Annotated in this window: 15 protein-coding genes and 2 pseudogenes; 6 read left to right on the top strand and 11 right to left on the bottom strand. The window is 40.8% G+C overall.

Translation table 11 applies throughout. The features are described from left to right. Positions 1-178: 178 nt before the first annotated feature. The 3 genes and pseudogenes from ribB to ACT3QQ_RS11685 form a co-directional block, all read left to right on the top strand. Positions 179-772, top strand: a pseudogene (gene ribB / locus ACT3QQ_RS11695) (3,4-dihydroxy-2-butanone-4-phosphate synthase); the annotation flags it as partial. 186 nt (positions 773-958) lie between these two features. Then, positions 959-1,735 (top strand): pyrimidine utilization protein D, encoded by a 777-nt coding sequence (gene rutD, locus ACT3QQ_RS11690; protein ID WP_444528169.1) that lies wholly within the window; start codon positions 959-961, stop codon positions 1,733-1,735. 18 nt (positions 1,736-1,753) lie between these two features. Further along, positions 1,754-2,350: a malonic semialdehyde reductase gene (locus tag ACT3QQ_RS11685; RefSeq protein WP_444520567.1), complete on the top strand. Its 597-nt coding sequence runs from the start codon at positions 1,754-1,756 to the stop codon at positions 2,348-2,350. 414 nt (positions 2,351-2,764) lie between these two features. On the opposite strand, the gene map is transcribed toward ACT3QQ_RS11685, so the two are convergent. The 5 genes from map to cadR form a co-directional block, all read right to left on the bottom strand. Then, entirely contained in the window at positions 2,765-3,538 is a 774-nt protein-coding gene (gene map, locus ACT3QQ_RS11680) for a type I methionyl aminopeptidase (RefSeq protein ID WP_444528168.1), read from the bottom strand. Beyond that, positions 3,531-3,737, bottom strand: coding sequence for a ParD-like family protein (locus tag ACT3QQ_RS11675; RefSeq protein ID WP_444520569.1), 207 nt, complete (start codon positions 3,735-3,737; stop codon positions 3,531-3,533). Before ACT3QQ_RS11675 ends, map begins: the two co-directional genes overlap by 8 nt. Before the next feature lie 251 nt (positions 3,738-3,988). Further along, a complete protein-coding gene (locus ACT3QQ_RS11670) occupies positions 3,989-5,377 on the bottom strand; it encodes a YncE family protein (RefSeq protein ID WP_444528167.1) in 1,389 nt (462 codons plus the stop codon). A gap of 66 nt (positions 5,378-5,443) precedes the next feature. After that, complete coding sequence (locus ACT3QQ_RS11665; protein WP_444528166.1) at positions 5,444-7,795, bottom strand: TonB-dependent receptor; 2,352 nt, start codon at positions 7,793-7,795, stop codon at positions 5,444-5,446. Positions 7,796-8,489: 694 nt separating this feature from the next. After that, positions 8,490-8,918 (bottom strand): Cd(II)/Pb(II)-responsive transcriptional regulator, encoded by a 429-nt coding sequence (gene cadR, locus ACT3QQ_RS11660; protein ID WP_444528165.1) that lies wholly within the window; start codon positions 8,916-8,918, stop codon positions 8,490-8,492. Positions 8,919-9,083: 165 nt separating this feature from the next. Here cadR and ACT3QQ_RS11655 point away from each other — a divergent pair, with 165 nt between their 5' ends. Then, complete coding sequence (locus ACT3QQ_RS11655) at positions 9,084-11,276, top strand: heavy metal translocating P-type ATPase (protein ID WP_444528164.1); 2,193 nt, start codon at positions 9,084-9,086, stop codon at positions 11,274-11,276. A gap of 62 nt (positions 11,277-11,338) precedes the next feature. Here ACT3QQ_RS11655 and ACT3QQ_RS11650 read toward each other — a convergent pair whose 3' ends face one another. Continuing rightward, positions 11,339-11,767, bottom strand: coding sequence for an MgtC/SapB family protein (locus tag ACT3QQ_RS11650; protein WP_444520574.1), 429 nt, complete (start codon positions 11,765-11,767; stop codon positions 11,339-11,341). A 330-nt stretch (positions 11,768-12,097) separates the two neighbouring features. On the opposite strand from ACT3QQ_RS11650, the pseudogene ACT3QQ_RS11645 reads away from it, so the two are divergent. Then, positions 12,098-12,369 (top strand): annotated as a pseudogene (locus ACT3QQ_RS11645) (transposase); the annotation flags it as partial. Between the two features lie 218 nt (positions 12,370-12,587). Here the strand turns inward: ACT3QQ_RS11645 and ACT3QQ_RS11640 are convergent. Together ACT3QQ_RS11640 and ACT3QQ_RS11635 are read right to left on the bottom strand one after the other, a co-directional pair. Then, positions 12,588-13,979: a GntP family permease gene (locus ACT3QQ_RS11640; RefSeq protein ID WP_444528170.1), complete on the bottom strand. Its 1,392-nt coding sequence runs from the start codon at positions 13,977-13,979 to the stop codon at positions 12,588-12,590. A gap of 930 nt (positions 13,980-14,909) precedes the next feature. After that, entirely contained in the window at positions 14,910-15,551 is a 642-nt protein-coding gene (locus ACT3QQ_RS11635) for an NAD(P)-dependent oxidoreductase (RefSeq protein ID WP_444528163.1), read from the bottom strand. 256 nt (positions 15,552-15,807) lie between these two features. Here ACT3QQ_RS11635 and ACT3QQ_RS11630 point away from each other — a divergent pair, with 256 nt between their 5' ends. Continuing rightward, positions 15,808-16,236 (top strand): Rrf2 family transcriptional regulator, encoded by a 429-nt coding sequence (locus ACT3QQ_RS11630; RefSeq protein ID WP_444528162.1) that lies wholly within the window; start codon positions 15,808-15,810, stop codon positions 16,234-16,236. A gap of 1,202 nt (positions 16,237-17,438) precedes the next feature. On the opposite strand, the gene ACT3QQ_RS11625 is transcribed toward ACT3QQ_RS11630, so the two are convergent. The 3 genes from ACT3QQ_RS11625 to ACT3QQ_RS11615 form a co-directional block, all read right to left on the bottom strand. Then, positions 17,439-17,567, bottom strand: a complete 129-nt coding sequence (locus ACT3QQ_RS11625) for a hypothetical protein (RefSeq protein WP_444528161.1) — start codon at positions 17,565-17,567, stop codon at positions 17,439-17,441. A 159-nt stretch (positions 17,568-17,726) separates the two neighbouring features. After that, positions 17,727-20,504, bottom strand: a complete 2,778-nt coding sequence (ppc, locus tag ACT3QQ_RS11620) for a phosphoenolpyruvate carboxylase (RefSeq protein ID WP_444528160.1) — start codon at positions 20,502-20,504, stop codon at positions 17,727-17,729. A 55-nt stretch (positions 20,505-20,559) separates the two neighbouring features. Further along, a complete protein-coding gene (locus ACT3QQ_RS11615) occupies positions 20,560-21,297 on the bottom strand; it encodes a GntR family transcriptional regulator (RefSeq protein ID WP_444528159.1) in 738 nt (245 codons plus the stop codon). Between the last annotated feature and the right edge of the window lie 85 nt (positions 21,298-21,382).

Genomic DNA, 21,382 nt, shown 5'->3' with positions numbered 1-21,382 from the left:
GTATACGGCATATTGAAATCAGGAAATCATAATAGAGCATATTATTAATTAAGCTACGAAGCTAAGAAGAGCAGATATTTTTAGCCTGTAGGTGTCATTTTAGTAGTTAGTAATATGTTCTAAATAAAAAATATATAAAAATTAGTCGTTGTTTTTATAACAATACATGGTGAGTTTTATGAATCTTAATACAATACCGGAAATCATTGCAGATATTAAAGCGGGCAAAATGGTCATACTCATGGATGATGAGGATAGGGAAAATGAAGGTGATTTGGTGATGGCAGCTTCTTTAGCCAAACCTGAAGATATCAATTTCATGATTACACACGCCAGAGGTTTGGTTTGCTTAACGCTAACTTCCGAACGTTGCAAAAAATTGAACTTACCTTTGATGTGTGAAGACAATCAAGCACCTTATAGTACGAATTTTACCGTTTCGATTGATGCAGCAAAAGGCGTCAGTACCGGAATATCAACGGCAGACAGAGCTCAGACTATCAGAACCGCTGTGTCTCAAGACGTTACCTCTGAGGACGTAGTGACCCCAGGACATATTTTCCCACTAATGGCGAAAGAAGGCGGTGTTCTAGAGCGGGCAGGACATACTGAGGCTGGTTGCGACTTAGCCAGATTGGCTGGTTTGGAGCCTGCGGCGGCCATTGTCGAAATCATTAATAAAGATGGTGAAATGGCTCGTAGAAACGATTTAGTTAAATTTGCTGATACTCATAATTTAAAGATAGGCACTATCGATGAGCTAATTAAATATATTGAGTGTCAGGAGAGCTATAAAAATACCGCTAGTAATTTTGAAGAAGCGCTAACGTATGATTATTATGACAGCGATGAGCGTACCGTTGAATTGATTTAGTAAATTGGACTTAATGTTAGAACGTTACAAACCATTAGATGCTTTTACCGCAATTTAAATTCTACTGAAATTGGGCAGGTACATATGTTAGTTAAAAAATATCCTTGTAAAAACGAGACTTCAAAAACAATTGTCTTTAGTTCAGGCTTAGGCGGGCATGCTGATTTTTGGTTGCCTCAAATTGAGTGTTTTACTGAGCATTATCATGTGATTTGCTATGAACAAGAGGGCGTATTACCTGACAGTGAGCTCTTACCCGATAACTATTCTATGCAAGATTTGGCAGATCAATTAATCAAAATCTTAAAAAAAGAAGGGCTGTCTAACTGTCATTTTGTCGGTCACGCACTTGGTGGCTTTATCGGTATTGAGGTCGCTCACAAAGCGCCAGAATTATTAGATAAGATCGTGGTTTTAAATGGTTGGGAAAGTTTGGATCCTCATACTATTAAGTGTTTTAGTATGCGGACCAGTTTGCTACAAGATACAGGGGTAGAGGCATTTGTACGCGCGCAAGCGATCTTCTTGTATCCACCGATTTGGATCTCAGACAACATAGAAGCACTCACGCAAAAAGAACAAAAAGCCATTGCTAACTTTGCACCAGTTGAGAACGTCTCAACGAGATTAAAAGCTTTGCAGGCTTATCAGCCCCTCATAAATGCTAAGCATATCAAAAACAAAACGTTAGTGTTAAGCAACCTTGATGATGTTTTGGTGCCATGGCAACGCGGTCTGGCCTTGGCTGAAAATATGCAAAACGCCCAATTTGAGTTGATGGTAACGGGTGGGCATGCCAGCACAATCTCAGAAACCTGCTCAACCAATAGTAAAATTCTTCAATTTTTATCTAAAGTTTAATATCAATTAGGAAGTGTTATGAATAATTCATCATCGTTATCTACCGAAGATTTTGATCAGCTATTTGGCAAGGCTAGATCCTTTAATGCTTGGCAGCAAAAAGAGGTGCCAGATGCACTACTTGAAGAGATTTATCATTTAGTTAAAATGGCGCCTACCTCGGCCAACTGTTCACCTGCTAGATTTGTATTTCTCAAATCTGATGAAGCGAAAGCGCGCTTAGAGCCAGCACTATCATCAGGAAATGTTGAAAAAACAATGACAGCACCTATTACGGTTATTGTCGCTTATGATAATGAGTTTTATGAAAAACTGCCTAAGCTATTTCCACATACTGATGCTAGATCATGGTTTAACTCTAGCCCTGAGCTGATAAAGGAAACAGCTTTTAGAAACAGTTCTATGCAGGCAGCTTATCTCGTCTTAGCTTGTAGAGGGTTGGGTTTAGATACAGGCCCTATGTCGGGCTTTAATAATGAGTTAGTGGATAACACCTTTCTTAAAGATAGTAATTGGACCTCAAACCTACTGATTAATATAGGTTATGGCCAAGAGGATAAATTGTATAGCCGTCTACCAAGATTAGATTTTGATGAGGCTTGTCAGATCTTGTAAGGACACAGTTATTTATCTACTCAACTGTCTCATTATATGAATAGTAGAGTGAATTGATGACACATACAGCGATAGCTGTCTTTAGCTAAGTTATTAAGTAAATCCTGAGAACTTGCAGTAGATATTGTTGCTTGTATAGCTTTAAAATCAAATATTTGTCTCTACAGCCTATATTGTATAAACATGAAAAAAGCCTCAGTTATTTAGCTGGGGCTTTTTTAATTTAGTAGGCGTAAGCAGAATTGAATGACTACGTTATGAGTTGTCATAGAATAAAGCTTTGGACGTCTTTGGGTATTATCTTTTAAATAATAAACAAGGAGAGTCTTCTCTTGCGCTATATTTAACAAAAAATGGTATTAGAAATTTCGAAACGGTTTTGTAGTCGCTCAGATAGTAAATAGCTTAGAAGGCTTAAATGACTTCGTCTTTTCGAAGAGTAAGAACCTCATAGCCATTAGAAGTAACAGCAATTGTATGCTCCCACTGAGCAGATAGCTTTTTATCACTGGTAATTACGGTCCAGCCATCTTTTTTGACTTTAACTTTTGCCTTACCTTGGTTGACCATCGGTTCAATGGTGAATGTCATACCTTCTCGTAAAACTAAACCTTTCCCTTGATGTCCGTAATGAAGAACTTGTGGCCCCTCATGCATTTCGCGTCCAATACCGTGACCGCAATACTCTTTTACTACAGAGTAGCCCTGTTTCTCGGCATGATTTTGAATGGCATGACCAATATCACCTAGCGTTGCTCCAGGTTTTATTAATTGTATTCCTTTCCACATGGCTTCGTAGGTTTGATCAACCAAGCGTTTTGCTAGGGGCAACACCTCACCTATCAAATACATTTTGCTAGAATCAGCAATAAAGCCACCTTGTTCTAGGGTGATATCTACATTTACAATATCACCTGACTTAAGTATTTGATGCTCTGAAGGAACGCCATGACACACCACGTTATTCACTGATGTATTCAATGCATACTTGTAACCATACTGACCTTTACTGGCTGGACGTGCACCTAACTGATTAACAATATAATGTTCAGATAGGTTATTGATGTCCATTGTGGCAGTACCGACTGTAATTTGTTCATCGAGATAATCAAAGACAGAAGCCAAAAGTCTTCCAGATTCGCGCATAATCTCCAATTCTGCTGCATTTTTAAGTATTACCTTATCCATCTATAAGGTTCCTTACATTGATATCAGCTTGTCTCATTTGTTCATTGATAATTTGGTTGTAAGACATATTAGGATTGGCTTCAGCAAGCATGCCTACCTTCATCCAGTATTCAGCTTGTGCGTTAATGGAGCGCACCATGACTGAGCTTGCTTTGCGAATATCCTCATGCAGCTCATCGTCAATTTTAACAATACCCATAAAAACACCTTGATATACGAAACATATATAAATCGTATATTTATTTTTATATGGTTGCAAGTGGTAGCGAGAGAAAGCAGGAAAATAATTTTTTATTGATTACTAATCTACATATAAAAAGCGACTTTTTTTATAGCTGGTTCCCTAACGTATGAGAACAATTTAATCAGCTAAAAAAAGACGCTTCCTAATTTAAGAAGCGTCTAGTTAAAGACTGTTTATAAGTCTAAAGGCTATTTGAATATTTATGATTAATGGCTATGTTCATCATCATGTTCCGCTTTTATACCGAACCATGCTAACTGAGAAGGAGTGAAGTTTAGAGTTATTTTTGACTCGATTTCACCATCATCAGGATCAATTTCGATAATCTGTTTATTTGAGCTGTCTATCATATACACCACTTCAGTATTTGGATTGACAATAAACTCTGGTACGCCATCTTCTGCAAGACCATTTGGGAAAATATCCAATACAGCCGTTTGCTTATAGTTTTGTTCAGTATCCAGTATGTATAGCTTGCCAGTATCGTCAAGTAGCATGAGGTGTTCTCCATGTGCATCAAAATCATAGCTGACGACACGGCGACTGCTATCTGTTGTCCAGACAATAGGCGTTATATTTTTACTAATGGGATCAACATGGTAAGGCTGACCACAAGCAGTACCAATGACGTAGTCATGATGATGGTTGGTTATAAATGAGCCAATTCGAGCAGGACTACTTGCCCCATCACATTGCATATTGGTTAAGCTAATAGGATAGGTGATTTTTTCAGCACTGAATGTATCTTCAGTCTGCTTAACACTTAAAACACCATCGCTACAAGCAAAGACACTGTAATCTGTGACGCTGCCACTGCCATGTAATCCCATGCATTTTGTATCAAAAGTCTGGCTTATATGATAGTGATCACCATGCTGTTTAAAGACAGAGAGTGTATCGGCTAGTGAGCTACCAGTTGTCTGATAACGTTGGGAGGCAATTACATAGTCTCCTCTAGGTTCTGCTGTACCATGTATGTTGGTATTAAGCTTTTGATAAGGCAGTTTGCCATCAGCAATATCGGTATCTGTGACGAGTGCGAATCCAGCTTCTTGTACAGGGTTTTCTATAGGGTTACCTGCCGCACCTAAGCCATCAAAAAATAATCCCGCTTGCTCTCCAAAGGTTTGAAAATGTACTGGACGGGTATAGTTTAGCTGTAATGGCATTTTTGTGATATCACGCGCATACGGGTGATCATGATCGCCATGATTTTCAATCTCAAGCCCGCTATGGTAAAAATTGACTGTGTTATTGGTACGATCCATGACGACTGCGTAATTAGCATTTGGACTGGTTTTTATAGCATCGGCCGGACCTGTTAGGGGTAGGGTTTGAATCACTTTATTTTGAGCAAGGCTATAAACATAAGCCTGACTATCATCCTTTGCCGTCATGAATAAACGACCTTGATCTATTTCATCTGTGACGGCTGTTGAGCCATCATCGTCATCGTCATGGTCGTGCCCGTCATCTGTTTCTGTGGCAGACGTTTTTCTATCATCCGATGACCCGCATCCGCTAAGGGCTGATATAGCGATTAGAGAAGATAAAGCGATTGCGATTGCACGGCTCAACGTAGTTATTTGATTCATAAAAGGCTCCAGTCATGAGTTGTTTGGCTCATGATCACTGATGGTTAATTAAAAGAGAGTTAGCTACTAAAAATTGTATGTGATACCTGCGTTTAATGAACGTTCTGGCATAGGTACTTGTTCAGCCAAATAAGACGCATGGTTGTAGGCAAGCTCGTTCAAAATATTTTCGACTTGGAAAAAAGCGGTGTAATCATGAGCGCTTGAACTATGGTAGACAAGTTTGGCATCAACCATGTTGTAGCTTGGCGTATTGGTTTCAAAATCAGCAATGTTATCTTGTTCGAACCGATGGTATCCAGAGAGAACTAAATCAAACTGACCAAATTGAGAGGTAATATCACCACCAATTCTGGGCGATACCAGTCTTGGCGCGTACTTCCGTGTAAGACTTGAATCATCTAGTGTTATAAGTGCGATATCGGCAAAGCCACCAATACTGATATTGTTATTAAGATAATAGCGTGATTGAATTTCACCACCATAATGCTTGGCATCGCTTTGAACATAATCCACTAAGCGAAAACCTGCAGACTCTCCTTCAGTGACAACATCTTGGGTCTTGGCGTAAATATAATTTGCACTGTCGTTATAAAAGACAGAAACGCTACTATCAAAACGATCACCATCGTCGTAGCGCAAAGTAAGCTCTACGCCATCAGTGGATTCTTTTTCCAGTTGTCCGTTGCCACGCTCCCAAGTATTGGTTGCAAGATGAGCACCATTAGAAAATAACTCTTGTGGAGAGGGCAGTCTTTCGGAGTGACTGATTCTGGCAGACAATTGCGTATTAGGCGTCAGATATTTGCCACCTTCTAAACTGACAGACGTTCCGGCATGTGTTTTTTCAATATCATTGTCATTATCTGTCAAGTTTTGAAAGTCCTGTCGGCCACCAAACTCAATATACCAAGGGCTTTTGCCTTGTTTTCTTAAAATACTAGATGTATCGAGGGGCGTGTTGGTAGTCACCGCTGTCTCACCATGATTATGACCAGCATGCTCATCGCTTGTAGATAGCGGCTGTCCTGCAAACTTATCAGAATTCTGTATTTTTGCGCCGAAATAATCTGGTGTGAGTCGTTCAATGAAGTACAGTCCGACTTGCGTGCGGTCGGTCTGTGGCAAATACCCTTCTAGACCGATAGCAGAAAACCTACTGTTTGTGTAGTCGAGACCGACCACCCCTTTCATAAAGCCCAAATTACCTGTTTTATATGTGCTGTGTGTGGCTTGGGTTTTAGCGCTAATGGCTTTGTTCTCAAAAGTCGTGCCAACAGCGCCTTCATCTATTTCATCGTGACGGTAGTCGGTATAGCTGATTTTAGTATTGATACGATCAACACCTATCATGGGCAATTTTTGCTCTGCATAGAGCTGATAGATGTTTGAAGTCATATCGACATAAGGTGCGGCACCATGTTCGTGGTCGTGGTCGTGGTCGTGCCCTGACTCACAGCTTAATTGGTTAGTTGACGTGCTATCAGGTGAGCATGAATTATGAACATGGAAGGGCAGTCCATATTCTGAGGATAAACGTTGATACGACGCTCCGATATAGCCCATATCGGTCACATGAGACAAACCAATACTGCCATTGTCTTGTGTGTACCAGCTGTTGGTAATCTCATCAGTATCTAAGTGTGGTGCTTGGATATTTCCTTTATCTGTCTTTTGGTAGTACCCACTCCATAGCCAGTTTTCACCGATACTGCCATTGAGTCCCACATATCCTAGATAACCATCTGTGGCTTGTTGACCAGTCAATGCCACCTTTCCGTTGATACTCTTTTGCCCTTTCTCCTGGGGAATAGAGTCATTGACAATATTGACCACACCGCCTATAGCACCGCCGCCATACATCAAAGCTGATGTGCCTTTAATGACTTCAACTTGTTTGGCACCTAGTACAGGTACGGCCACTTGATGATCTGGTGAAATTTGTGAAGCGTCTTGTACGTTTAAACCATTTTGCATGACTTGGACACGCGGTGCGCTTTGCCCTCTAATAATTGGACGACTTGCACCTTGTCCAAAGCTATCAGCAGACACCCCAACCTCATTTGCTAACGCATCACCAAGCGTGCTGCTTACCTGAGTAGTGAGCGCATCACCAGTGACAACACTAGTCGCAGTTGCCATTTCGTTTGTCTGAGGCAATAAAGGGTTGGATGTGACAAATATCGTGTCTAGCGTCACCGATGGGTCACGAACGTCAGAGGAGTCTGAGTAGGAAGATGAAGATATAGCGGGATCTATATTGACCGTTGTATCTTTTGCATTGACTGAGAAACTTGCTATACCTAAAGCTGTCGTGACTGAAAACACAGTCGTTGCGCGACGAAGCCTGAAATTGACTGAAGATACAGAGTTGTAATCAGGTTCTTTTAACTTGTTGACACAAAAAACTGGAGACATGAGATTACCAAATGAAAGTTATATGAAAATAAGTAGGAACATAAGCGACCTATATTGTTATGTTATACTATAACATAACAATATACAAAAATTATATTTCAGAAGGCTTCGCATGTTAGCTACGTCTACACGAGGTAACATCAATACTGATTTTTTTGTGAGTGATGAATGTACAGTCATGAAGTGAATGATTTGGTACTGGAATACTAATGAGTATGTCGAGATTTAGAAAATGGATGTATTAGGAACTGACAACAATAGGCAGTTAACTAACAGTGGAACGTCTAGTTTAGTAACAATTTGTAGGAGTCTGACATGACTGTTTAAGATGTCATATAGCTGAAGGGATCAGATTCTGGAAGTTTAAAATCAACTTTGAGTGATAGTTTGAACAAAAAATAGCGAGTCTAGCTCTGGTCAGAGTGGCGAAGAGCAAACGTTATATAGAAGGGTAGGTTTTAGAGTCGATTTGTTTTTATTTGTGAATGTGACTCTATACATTTGGCACAGTTGAACAGAGAGAAAATAGGAGATAGCGCGAAGTCTGTTTGCGATATTGATATAACTGAACACATACAGCATCCCTGAGCACACGAATAATCGTATGCTATTAAATGGTAGCAAAATAGCTAATAGGTAGTGGAGACGTTATATATAGTGACGAAGAAGCGCTAATTATTTATATAGACAATATTTAATGTGTTTCATGTAGGTTTTCATGACAGGAATTGTCAGCAAGGGCGTCTAATATGCCACATGACTTCGCTGGAGTTTCACTATCGCATTTCTTCCGTAAAACACTCAGATGTTTTTTTAACTGTTTCAGCTCTTTTATACGTGTTTCCACAGCTTGAATGTGTTCATCTAACAGGTCATCTACGTCACCGCAGTCTCTGTTAGGTTCTTCCCAATACTTAAGTAACGTTCGTACTTCATCCAATGTCATATCGAGTGTGCGACAGTGCAAAATAAACTGTAGGCGCCCAATATGACTTTCGCGATATAAGCGATAATTTCCTTCGCTACGGAAAGGCTCTGGTAATAGTCTTTCTTTTTCATAATAGCGAATGGTCTCTACTGTCGCACCTGTACGTTTAGCGAGCTCTCCGATTTTTATTAGCATAGCTTTCTCAACGTTATCTTAAAATTAAAACATTAAAGTAACTATAAGGTTTGGTATTACGAAAATCAAGTTTATACAGCAATATACAAGTGGCCTTGACTCTGAAGCCACTAGAGGGTTCACAATAGCGTTATCAAATGAATTCTTATAATGAGGCAGTTGTTTATGCAATATCGTATTGAAGGTATGGACTGTGCCAGTTGCGTCAGAAAGATCGAAACTGCATTAGCACGTATGCCTGGTGTCTCTGACATACAACTTAACTTTGCTACTGAAAAGTTAGAGCTATCGCTTGCGCCTGATTCAGATACTCAGTATAGCGATATCGAAAAGACCGTCAAACGTCTAGGCTTTGGTATATCTGCCACTACTGATCAAGCAAACGCAGCAGACAATGTTGGTGACAATCAACTGACTACGCAGCAACAGCGTTGGTGGCAAACCAAAAAAGGCAGGCAAGTAGTTGGGCTCGGTGTCTTAATGAGCGCGGCCTACGCATTAGCACTAATTTTCCCTGATTATGGTACGTGGGCATTTGCTATTGCGGTTTTGGTAGGCGTATTTCCTTTTGCCCGAAAGTCTTTAGTTCTAGCGATGACCGGTAGTCCTTTTTCGATTGAAATGCTAATGTCTATCGCGGCAATTGGCGCGCTTATCATTGGTGAAGCTGAAGAGGCGGCGGCGGTTGTCTTCTTGTTCTCTGTCGGCGAATTATTAGAAGGTGTAGCGGCTGATCGTGCTCGTGCTGGTATTAGGGCGTTGGCATCATTGGTTCCCAAAACTGCGATTTTACTTGATGCGAAAGGCAGACAGCATACCGTTCCTGTAGGCTCGTTGCAGGTCGATGACTTGGTATTGGTACGTCCTGGCGATAAAGTATCTGCTGATGGACTTATTGTTCAAGGTAACTCTAGTCTAGATGATTCTCCAGTAACGGGCGAATCAATACCCGTTGCCAAGGCGATAGGTGATATGGTATTCGCAGGGTCCATCAATGTGGATGGAGCGCTGAAAATCCGTGTACAAAAGACAGCTACCGACAACACCATTGCACGCATTATCAATCTGGTAGAGCAGGCGCAAGCCTCTAAAGCCCCTACGGCACGTTTCATCGAAAATTTTAGTCGTTATTACACCCCAGCGGTGATGGCTATCGCTGCACTGGTTATTATGGTTCCGCCGCTAGCGATGGGAGGTGAATGGTCGACGTGGCTATATCGTGGTTTTGCACTACTGCTAATCGCCTGTCCTTGCGCGCTTGTACTATCCACTCCAGCAGCCATCGCGTCAGGGTTAGCTGTCGGTACACGTCGCGGCTTACTGATCAAAGGTGGCAGCGCTTTAGAGACTATGGGTCGTGTGAATGTCGTCGCTTTTGATAAAACGGGCACATTAACTGAAGGTAAGCCTCGAGTTACTGACGTTATTGCCTTTACACAGAAGCGCCCAGACCAAGAATATATAGGATATGAAAATCAGAGCGAGCTGCTGGCACTGTTTGCTAGCATTGAATCCGCCTCTAGCCATCCGCTTGCAAAAGCCATCATTGATCACGCTAAAGCTGCTCAGATATCTATACCAGTGGCTTCCAAAGCGTATGCTACTGCGGGAAAAGCAGTACATGCAACGGTAGACGAGCGTCCTTTAGCCATTGGATCACCAGTCTACGCAACGGATAAAGGTTTATTGTCAATTGACCAACAGGCAGACATTGAGGTATTGCAAAAGGCAGGCAAGACTGTCTCAGTTTTGTTTGATGAGCAAAGCGATGAAGTGCTTGGATTGATAGCGTTACGAGATGAGTTGCGAGCTGATGCTCAGGAAGGGGTGGCTCAGCTCAAAGCGATGGGGGTGCGTTCGGTGATGCTGACAGGTGACAACCATCTGACCGCACAGGCGCTTGCCTATCATTTAAATATAGAATGGAAAGCTGAACTTTTACCTGAAGACAAACTACGTTCGCTCAATGAGATGAAAGATAATAGTAAAATAGCGATGATTGGTGATGGTATTAACGATGCGCCAGCATTAGCAACAGCAGACGTAGGCATCGCCATGGGTGGTGGTACAGATGTGGCCATTGAAACAGCTGACATAGCATTGTTAAAAAATCGTGTCACAGACGTTGCTCATCTCGTTGCACTATCACGTGCAACCATGGCCAATATACATCAGAATGTGGTTTTCGCTCTAGGGCTAAAGGCAGTATTTCTAATCACTACTTTACTAGGTATTACTGGACTTTGGATCGCTGTGATAGCGGACACTGGTGCAACGGTGCTAGTGACTATCAATGCTTTGCGTCTGCTAAGGTTCAAAGGAGCTAAACCACTAAACACTCCGTCCAAAACAAAGTAAGTATGAAGTTCTTATTAAAATGGCTATTTGATTTTCTATTCTTACGACTAAGCGTTGCGCCTTTAAGGTTTTGGTTTAAAAGGTTTTGAGAATTGAAGGATTAAAAAACCAACAACTGACAAGATGATAGCAATCTCATAGCGACCATAAGCCACTGATATTCCAATGGCGGCTGTATTCCACAATCCAGCCGCAGTAGCAGTACCCTTCGCGCCATCTTCATTCTTGAAGATGGCGCCACCACCAATAAAACCCATTCCAGTGATTATGCCGTACATAATTCTAGCCTCAGCATCGGCCTCTTGATAAATATCCATGCCAACTAGCATAAAAGCACACGAGGCTATTGTCACCAAAGGAAAAGTCCTTAAACCTGCACCATTATCTGCAAGTTCACGGTTGAGAGCGATTGGTAGTGACAATATAAAAGCAATACCTAATTGGAAGGCATGATATAGCAGAACATTTAGACTGATATCGAAGTTAAACATAGTGGTAACTCATAAAGTATGGATGCCATGACTTACTTTAGAAAAATGTGGTAATACAGCGTCAACGTAGAAGGTGTTTGAACAGCCTATGATAAGTATCAAGGTTTTAATAGTCTAATATCAGTCGTTCCACTATAGCAATCTACAATTGTGTTAGATATTGATAGAGGTCGATCGCGACTTAGTTACCATAACTTTTTTAAGCAATCTAGAGTTGATTAAATAGTTATGAGTATAAGTTGATGTAAGCAAGAGTTTCTTCTATTGAGCTGTGCTGAAAAAACTGTACAAGTAAATTCGGTAAGCTAAGCATATTCACAGCATTTTATCATGACCAACGAAATCAAAACCTACAGTGCAGAATTCAAAGCTGAAACCGAAGTTGTCAAAAATATAGCAGATAATAATGGCGATATTTCAGCTACTGCAAGGCAACTTGGCATCGCTATGTAAATACTATCGAACTGGCATAAAAAGCCAATCAAAACAAGCTTGGACGGACTGAGTAGTACGGTCTATAGTTTATGGCCGTGATGGAAGAGAGCAAGCGCCTCAAACGACAGATAAAAGTTACCGAGGAAGAACGAGGAATATTGAATGAGTAGGGATAGGGCGAAGTGCTACTTCGCTCCAAAGCAAGATGAGAGCTATGCTCGCAGTGAAACGAACATTCAAAAGATTTTAGGCTATAGACAGCTAAGGCAGGTGCGGTTTGACTTTCATTGTCGGGCTGCGTAACTAAAATTTCCAAGTTTAACTCTACGGAATTGATTGCAAGGCTAAACAACCCCTTCCATAGTTCAGATACTGGTCTGTCTTTCTAAAAAGACCCAAATATAGTGCCGAGTATGATAACAATAATGAGAGCAATTAAAGGAATGATCACCGCAGTAGCAAATATGTCTTTGTAGGACTCTCTATGAGTCAAACCACAGATAGTTAGCATTGTTATTATGGCCCCATTATGTGGTAATGAATCCAAACCGCCAGAGGCCAAAGAAGCAATACGATGCATTAATTCGGGGTCAATATTATATTGTTCCGCCAGTTGCATATAGCTTGCACCCATAATTTCTAGCGCTATCCCCAATCCACCTGAAGCTGATCCAGTAATACCAGCTAAAACGTTGACCATAATCGCTTCTGATATAAGAGGGTTTCCAGGTGAAATGCCCATAAGAGATTGTTTGATAATAGCGAAACCTGCAAGAGTGGCAATAACAGAGCCATAGCCTACTTCTGAAGCTGTATTAAAAATAGGTAGTAAAGATCCGGTAGCGCCTTTGTTTAGGCTTTCTGCCACACTATCTATTCTTTTGAAACCCGAAGCAATAACAAACACACAAGCTAAGAATAACGATAAAATAATGGCCCAAATACCAATGACTGAACTTAACGCTACACCACCAAACTTTTCGTCAGCTAAGTAACTATTGTTCCATAACGGTATTATAATTTTTGAAAAAGCGTAGTTGCCTATTATCACAATGAGAATAGGAGATAATGCGAGCCAAAAATTGGCTATATCGATACCTGAGTGAGGCTCTTTTTCATTTAACGTATGATTTCCATACCCTTCATTATTTGCACTCGCAATACGCGTTTGGCGATTCATCCACAACATACCTCCGCCCAGCATAACTATCGAGGCAATAATTCCTAAACCAGGAGCTGCAAACGCATCGGTCTCAAAATAAGGCATCGGTATAACATTATGAATGGCAGGTGAACCAGGTAGTGCGGTCATGGTCAAGGTCAGAGCGCCAATACAGATGGCTCCGGGTATCAGTCTTTTAGGTATGTTTGTTTGCTTAAATAGGGCGGCAGCAATGGGATATATTGCGAAAGTAACGACAAAGGCTGATACGCCTCCATACGTCAAGATTGAACAGGCTAAGACTACGGCCAACAAAGCATGTTTGTCTCCCAGTTTATCCACTATGTTACGTGCGATGCTATAGGCGTAACCAGAATCTTCCATCAACTTGCCAAAAATAGCACCTAAGATAAATAGCGGGAAATATTTCACAGCAAAGCCACCAAGCCCCTGCATAAATACTTCAGTATAAATACCCATGGTTTGACTACTATCGCCACTTAAAACAACAGCTAAAATAGCGAGTAAGGGCGCCAAGACTAATACGCTGACACCTCTATAGGCAAAATATATTAAGAGTGACAAAGACAAAAAAATAGCAAAAATGCTCATAATTTCAATTTCCTTCCATGGAAAATACGCTGTAAAATTAAACTCTGTGAGTAAGATAATACTTCTGATAAACAGAATTTAGTCTAGTTATTATTTGATAAATTTTTTTTAGAGTTTTCTCAGAAGTTGCTATTTAGATGGGGAAATATCGTAGCGAATGACGAAAAAATGAAAGTACTTCATGTCATAGCGTAAAGGCTCTCTGATAGCTAACTATTCCTCAGACACAGCATTAGGGCTAGTGCCTATCATGTTTACAGCGATATATACGACTCGACTTATTCTCGATATAAAAGAGTACTCATAGCATCAAACATATATAACTGGGGCTTTATCATGCAAGTCAATACTGTTTGAGCGGTACTTGAAGAGCTTTAACTTGTAAGAGATAATTAACTGAATTATTGTTCATAGTAGCTATCCTTAGCATGAACGAAATATGACTCATACAACTGCTATAGCAAAGTGATGTGCAAATACTAAATGGTTAGGTGTTATTTAAGTACAGACTCATATAAAACGATACATTTTGTATCAAGTTAAAATTTAACAGAGATATAAATAAATATCAACTATTAAACCTTAGCAGTCGTTAGATAGTCTCAGTAATTTACTGTGAAAAATAAGAAGTACTATACTGCAGCGATCGTAGAGACGAGTTTGATAAACTGATGATGCGATGACAAGTGTGCCATGAGTAGGGGCAAGCGACGCAATAGTCTGGTATTTTCAGAGTCGTTACTTGATGATTAGAGACAACATTATAAATATCAAACCACTTTAATAAAGTCTAATAATTAAAAGCTGATTGCACAATCATGACTATGATTCGATATAAGCAAGTATTTTTCTCTAAAGCCCATATTTCACGGACAAAAAAAGCCCCAATATTAAGATTGGGGCTTTTCGAATCTGGTAGGCGTAATCGACTACTTAAGATCCAGAGACCACCGCATAACGCTCGTTACGATGTTTAGGCTGCTCAATCTCGTCAAGCATAGCAATAGCAAAATCAGCATAGCTTGTATAAGCTTCACCTTTGCTATTCACTAAAGCCACATCGGTACCCGTATCATAATGGCTTGTACGCTTACCTTCTGCATCGAATAAACCACAAGGGCTTAGGTAGACCCAGTTCAAGTCTGACGTACTTTGAAGCTCTTCCAAATTTTTGCGCATCTGTAATGCCGTATCTAAGAACTGAGCAGGGAAACCGGCCGATTCATGAACACGCTCGCTGCGGCTCTCATCAGTGAATAAGCTACCACCGCTACCGACAACAACAAGGCGAGTATTGGTTTGGCCTTTTAGCGCCTCAATCAACACATGACCTGCGCTTGCGTGTTGCTCTTCAGTACCAAAAGTCGCATTAAACGCATTAACCACCACATCGTATGGCGTCAAATCTGCAGTGGTCAATGCAAATATATCTTTTTCGACCACGGCGATCGGACTTTCTTGTGCCAGCTTTTCTGGACTACGAACAATAGCGGTAACACTGTGGCCGCGATCTAAAGCTTCTTGCATAACCAAACGTCCAGCTTGGCCTGTAGCACCGATAATTGCAATTTTCATAATATTCCTATTTATTCATAATGAGTATTGAAATGTTGAGGTTAATATTGGAACCAATATTCAATAATAACTTAACCTGTAACCATTTAAGTTACAGGTATGATAAAATTAAGACTCATTAAAGTCAACTAGTAATCTTCATTGGACAATTGTTGTCTTTTTATAAATGTATTTAGACCGTAAAATGTTAAAACTAGTGAGTTGCTCAAAATGTTACTCTGTAGATTATTAAACAAACAAGTAGGAAAGAGGCGCTATGTCTATTACGACACGTTTTTCAGTCGGGATTCATATTTTGGCGGTATTGGATATCTATCAAGATGAGGTAACGTCATCAAGCTTTATTGCCTCCAGTGTTAATACCAATCCAGCGGTGATTCGTAAGATCATGAGTCTGTTAAAAGCAGCAGGACTGATTCATACACAAGCTGGAGTTGCTGGTGCGCGTTTAACGAAATTACCAGAGCAGATTCCGCTATTAGCGGTATATGATGCGGTATATGCAGACAATAAGTCGCAAGCGTTGTTTGATGTGCATCAAGATACCAGTGAGCGCTGTTTGGTAGGAATACATATTCAATCAGCAATTAATCCAATCTTGCATCGGGTAGAAGATGCTTTAAGAGAAGAGCTAAAAGGTTCAACGCTTGCGGATGTGATTGAGCAAATTCGCAGTCAAGAATAGAGGTTCTTGGGACATGATTTATGATTTTTCATAAGAAAGATTTATAGAAAGAATTGTGCTGAATAAATCTTATAAAAGGCAACTATAGGTTATAACTTATAGAATGATTTTAAGCTTAAAATCACAACAGGAGTTATTAATACGATAGTAATGAACCGTCACGGGATTGTTGGAGACTTATTTAGTTAGGTCAGCGTTTACCATTACATTTGAATATGTTCCCATAACGATGGTTGTGGTAAAAGGTTTTGACACAAAAAACTTGATTCGTAATAGAGAGCTTTTCATCTGTAATCAGCATTATATGCATAAAAAAACGTAGTAGCGGTGAACGTAGTAGCGGTGAACGTAGTAGCGGTGAGTGTTGCCACTTGTTCGTTTGATCTCTATGGTCTTAACTAGCAATACCGATATGGATAGCATTTCTGGATTCATCAGATTGCTGCTTAAAGAGGATAAAGAGAAAGACAATAAGAAATAGGCGCTGTCTTAGCATTTGAAGTCGAGGTCAAAAAAGGTCTTTAATTTTAATAGTTTTTAAGGGTTGGTCACCATTTTGTCACCGACAATTTTTTAGATGATGTAGCGCTGATTGCATAATTATGACTATGATTCGATGCAAGCAAGCATTTTCACTCTACAGCCCATATTTCACGGACAAAAAAAAGCCCCAATCGTGAGATCGGGGCTTTCTAAATTTGGTAGGCATAAGCAGATTCGAACTACTGACCTCTACCATGTCAAGGTAGGTCGACCAAAGTATATTTTATGACATTATCCTACATACACTTATATATATAGCCTGTAGTAATTATAAGATTAAATAATCATGATGTAAATTATAATAGAATAAAATTTAACTCGTATTTGGGCACTGTATTTTTATAGTGTTTTTACCTCTACTCTATTGTCAGATTACACTGAAAACATTAATAGTGAGTCTCTAAACGATAAATAAGTAGAGCCTTCTCTTGTTTTATATTTAGAGAAAGATGACAGGAGGACTAGCTACTACTTTTGAGGTTGATACAGCAATGGAGACTATTCAATTGGTGATAATATTAAATGTTTATAGTTTGAGTACCAAAAATTACAATAGGATTCAGGCTATGAAATACTAAGACAGATGTTGTTTGACTTTTATTGACAGGCTGCGTAACTAAAGTTTCCCGAGTGAATGTCTATGGATTTGACGGAAGGAGTCACATCATGGCAGGAGAGAACAACCATAGTGGTGGCCAAGTATGATGACATGCGCCGCCGCTTTGTTCTTGGTTGTCTAGGATGATGAAATCAAGCTTTGCGCGTCTTAGATAATAACCAACGGCCAAGTCTGCTTGACCACCACATCGAATATCTTAGTTGACATGCTTATTCCTAATGCTATTAAAAATAGGCTGTTTATTTTAAAAAGTATGGAGGCTTCGCTCACGAAACCTCCATATTTATTGTTTGTTGTTTATCAGCGTTCTATTTATCCGAAAGCGCTTTTAACCCGTATTGCGCAGTCCCGCTGCCAGCGCATTGATACTACGGATCAGTGGATCTTCTACGTTAAGGTCGCCATGTTCCATATAGTTAGGGGTATCCTGTTGTCTCGCACGCTTTAACAGCTCAATCTGTATATAGTTAATCGGGTCTAGATAAGCGTCTCGCCATTGCAGGGATGAGGCAAGGTTCTGCTGATTGGACAATAAAGAGTCTTGCTCCAGCAGAGAGTTTAACCCTGAATTGGTCAGCATATATTCATCGGTGACCGCTGTCATGATTTTTTCGCGTAACGGCTCATCATCACATAGTTGGCTATAGGCCTCGGCAATATTCATATTGGCTTTGGTAAAGGCCATCTCGATATTACTCATAAACACGCTAAAAAATGGCCAGTGTTTGTTCATCTCTTTCATCAAGGCTTCGTCTTTTTTGACGCTATGCAGTGCACTGCCGACACCATACCAAGCAGGTAGGGTAAAGCGTGCCAACGACCAACCAAACACCCAAGGAATCGCTCGCAGTGTGGTCTTACTTGGTAGGCCTTTTTTGCGATGGGCAGGACGTGAGCCAATATTCAATAAAGAGATCTCTTGTACCGGCGTCACTTGTGAGTAGAATTTATAAAACCCTTCAGTATGATCGGTTAGCTCTCGATAACGTTGTTCACCTGCATCTGCTAAGCGTGCAAACAGCGCTTCGTAATTTGGCAGCTCAGTAGGTTGTACCACAAACCTTGTTGAGCAGGCTTTGAGTGTACCCGTGATTGCCATGGTCAGCTCAAACACAGCAGTATTTGTATTGGCATACTTGGCATAGAGCACTTCGCCTTGTTCGGTCACTTTGATCTGACCATGCAGGGTGCCAGCTGGCTGTGCGGCAATCGCTTTGTGCGTTGAGTCGCCACCACGGCTCACAGAGCCACCGCGTCCATGGAACAGTCGTGTTTTGATGCCATATTGCTCAGCAATGTTGTTGATGGTTTGCTGTGCACTATAAAGCTGCCACGCAGAGGTGATAATGCCGCCGTCTTTTGATGAGTCTGAATAACCCAACATAATCTCTTGCGTGTTATCAGTGTTCTGTAGTAATCCACGATATAGAGGATTATCTAACACGGTAGGCAGAATTTTATCAATATTTTTGAGATCTTCGATGGTTTCGAACAACGGTGCGACAGGTAGGTCAGCAGACAATTGGCCTTCGTCATCAATCCGGCACAAGCCTGCAAAACGCATTAGTAGTAAGACTTCTAGCAGTTGACTGGCACTATCGGTCATCGAGATAACATAGCTACCAAAAGTAGCCTGTCCCACCAGTTTGCGTAGGGTGGCGACCGAATTCATCAGTGCCAACTGCTCACGTGTCTTGTCTGTCAGGTTATCGGTATAGACAAGCGGTGTGCCTGGGTTTTTTAGTAAGCTTGTGAGCCACTCTTGACGCTCGGTTTCGCTTAGCGTTTGATAGTCAGGTAGGTTAGAGGCACTGGCAAAGATATCTGCAATCACTTCGCCATGGTATGACGACTCTTGACGGATATCGAGCGCTGCCAAATGAAAGCCGCAAGTTTTGACCAAACGAATCACATCTAGCAGTAACCCATCGCTGTGTGCCGTATCGTGTGTATTGACACTTTGACGGATAATGCGCAGATCTTCTAGTAAATCTTCTGGATTGGCATAGGCGTCCTTTTCGGCTTCGATGTCCGTACCTTTGCTTTGAATGCGGCGATTGGTAGCTTTGACTTTAGTCAGGATGATAGAGATCAATCGACGATAAGGCTCATTGCTATAATCATCTAGATTATAGTCAAACACACGCTCATCGAGTTCATCATAACTTTTGATTTTGTCATAGACGCCAGAAGACACGCTTACGATCGTATCGCTATGAATAAGCTGGCGGCGCAGTTTTTTGAGTAGCACTTGATAGTGACGCAGCACCGTATCCGCATGCATCAATACAGCAAGTTCTGTGGTCTCAAAAGTCACAAAAGGATTGCCATCTCTATCTCCACCAATCCATGAACCAAAACTCATAAATGCAGGCAGTGGATAGTCTTTGAGCTCTGGGTAGGTATCGACAATGGCTTTTTTTATATTGCGATATACTTTTGGAATAGCGTTGAACAAGCTGGCATTAAAATAGTGTAGACCATTGTTAATCTCATCATATACCAATGGCTTACGGGTGCGCACTTCGTCAGACGACCATAATAGATCAATCGTTTGCGCCGTTTGCTCTTTGGCTTGCTCGTAGGCAAAACTGTTTTGGGTAAGGTTCAAACCGTCGCTATGCGTGAAGAGGCTTTGCAGGATATTCATTGTGGTACGGCGACGCGCTTCGGTAGGATGCGCGGTAAACACAGGAATGAATTTGAGCTGGTCGATCAGCTCTTGCATTTGCGCGGGCTCAATATTGCGCTCGCGGCACTCAAGCAAGGTATGACGAAATGAGCCTTCCCAGCTTTGCTCTGACTGGAGACGTTGGGCCTGACGCTGCTCTCGTAAATAGTTCTCTTCACTTAAATTAGCAAGGAAGAAATAAATAGAGAAGCCGCGGATGACATTTTTTAAGGTTTGATTGTCCAATGAGGCAATGAAGTCAATCAGCTGCTGCTTGTTTGCTTCATTAGGCTCACGGCGCTGTTGGATAAACCCTTTACGTAGCGTCTCGATAGTATGTAGCGTTTTTTCACCAGATTGGCGAGAGATTGCCTCGCCTAAAAAAGAACCCAATAAGCTGGTGCGTTCACGTAGTACATTGTTATCTATAGTCATCCTTGACCCTTTTATCTAATTGGTTGGCAAAACAGTCTTGCGTTCTCAAAAGTTATTAAAAATCAATTTGTAGGTCCAAGGCAGTAGGTACAACGTACTCTGTCATGCGTTGTCTCGACAAATCCATATGAGCTTTGATTAACTCACTTACTACCACCACATCATGTTGTTCTATGGCATCAATAATTGCATCATGTTGATCAACTGCTTTTTGTAGATCCTCATTCATATCATGAGTGGCTGGGGCTTTATAAAAAACATTCCCTAAACGAGCATGGTCAATTAAGACACGTTCAAGGGTGGGCATCAAATAAGGATTACGAGCAATCCTACCGATTTCATGATGGAATCGATTGTTAAGATATACTCTAGCTTCTACATTATCTTCTAAAATAGCTTCTTTAAAATTCTTCTGAATTTCTTTAAGACAAGCAATATCTTCATGTGTAGCATTAGTAGCGGCCAATTGAGAGGTCGCCGTATAAATAAGTGGTGAGGCCAGAAAAAAATTACGTAAGGATTGATAACTCATCGTAGCTACTCTTGCCCCACGATTAGCTTCTAACTCTAAGTAACCTTCAGATGCCAGTTGTCTAATGAGCTCTCTAACAGGCGAACGCGACAAGCTAAATTCTTCACATAAACTCATCTCATCAATACTGCTACCTGGCTTCAGATCCATACTAATGACGCGACGTTTAAGCGTTTCTAGTAATAGGTTTTTTTTATCTGTGCCTGTTATTTTCCCTTCTACTACACTAAGCATTTGATAATTTCCCTGAGAATGAGACAAAAAGTATTCGTAGTTTTATATAAAGAGGGTAAGTAATCAATCACTGACCCTCTTTATATTATTTAAAAATACGACATCTATTGAT

The sequence above is a fragment of the Psychrobacter sp. AOP7-A1-24 genome, assembly GCF_052376235.1.
In the GTDB taxonomy this organism is placed as follows: domain Bacteria; phylum Pseudomonadota; class Gammaproteobacteria; order Pseudomonadales; family Moraxellaceae; genus Psychrobacter.
Note: the sequence above shows the minus strand (reverse complement) of the source record. Positions and strands in the feature narration are given on the sequence as shown.

Excerpts from the sequence above, each read along its gene's own strand:
- ACT3QQ_RS11650 (WP_444520574.1), bottom strand. The coding sequence starts at position 11,767 with ATGTTTAACTTCGATATCAGTCTAAATGTTCTGCTATATCATGCCTTC.
- ACT3QQ_RS11670 (WP_444528167.1), bottom strand. The coding sequence starts at position 5,377 with ATGAATCAAATAACTACGTTGAGCCGTGCAATCGCAATCGCTTTATCT.
- ACT3QQ_RS11665 (WP_444528166.1), bottom strand. The coding sequence starts at position 7,795 with ATGTCTCCAGTTTTTTGTGTCAACAAGTTAAAAGAACCTGATTACAAC.
- ACT3QQ_RS11685 (WP_444520567.1), top strand. The coding sequence starts at position 1,754 with ATGAATAATTCATCATCGTTATCTACCGAAGATTTTGATCAGCTATTT.
- rutD (WP_444528169.1), top strand. The coding sequence starts at position 959 with ATGTTAGTTAAAAAATATCCTTGTAAAAACGAGACTTCAAAAACAATT.
- cadR (WP_444528165.1), bottom strand. The coding sequence starts at position 8,918 with ATGCTAATAAAAATCGGAGAGCTCGCTAAACGTACAGGTGCGACAGTA.
- ppc (WP_444528160.1), bottom strand. The coding sequence starts at position 20,504 with ATGACTATAGATAACAATGTACTACGTGAACGCACCAGCTTATTGGGT.
- ACT3QQ_RS11635 (WP_444528163.1), bottom strand. The coding sequence starts at position 15,551 with ATGAAAATTGCAATTATCGGTGCTACAGGCCAAGCTGGACGTTTGGTT.
- ACT3QQ_RS11630 (WP_444528162.1), top strand. The coding sequence starts at position 15,808 with ATGTCTATTACGACACGTTTTTCAGTCGGGATTCATATTTTGGCGGTA.
- map (WP_444528168.1), bottom strand. The coding sequence starts at position 3,538 with ATGGATAAGGTAATACTTAAAAATGCAGCAGAATTGGAGATTATGCGC.
- ACT3QQ_RS11675 (WP_444520569.1), bottom strand. The coding sequence starts at position 3,737 with ATGGGTATTGTTAAAATTGACGATGAGCTGCATGAGGATATTCGCAAA.
- ACT3QQ_RS11655 (WP_444528164.1), top strand. The coding sequence starts at position 9,084 with ATGCAATATCGTATTGAAGGTATGGACTGTGCCAGTTGCGTCAGAAAG.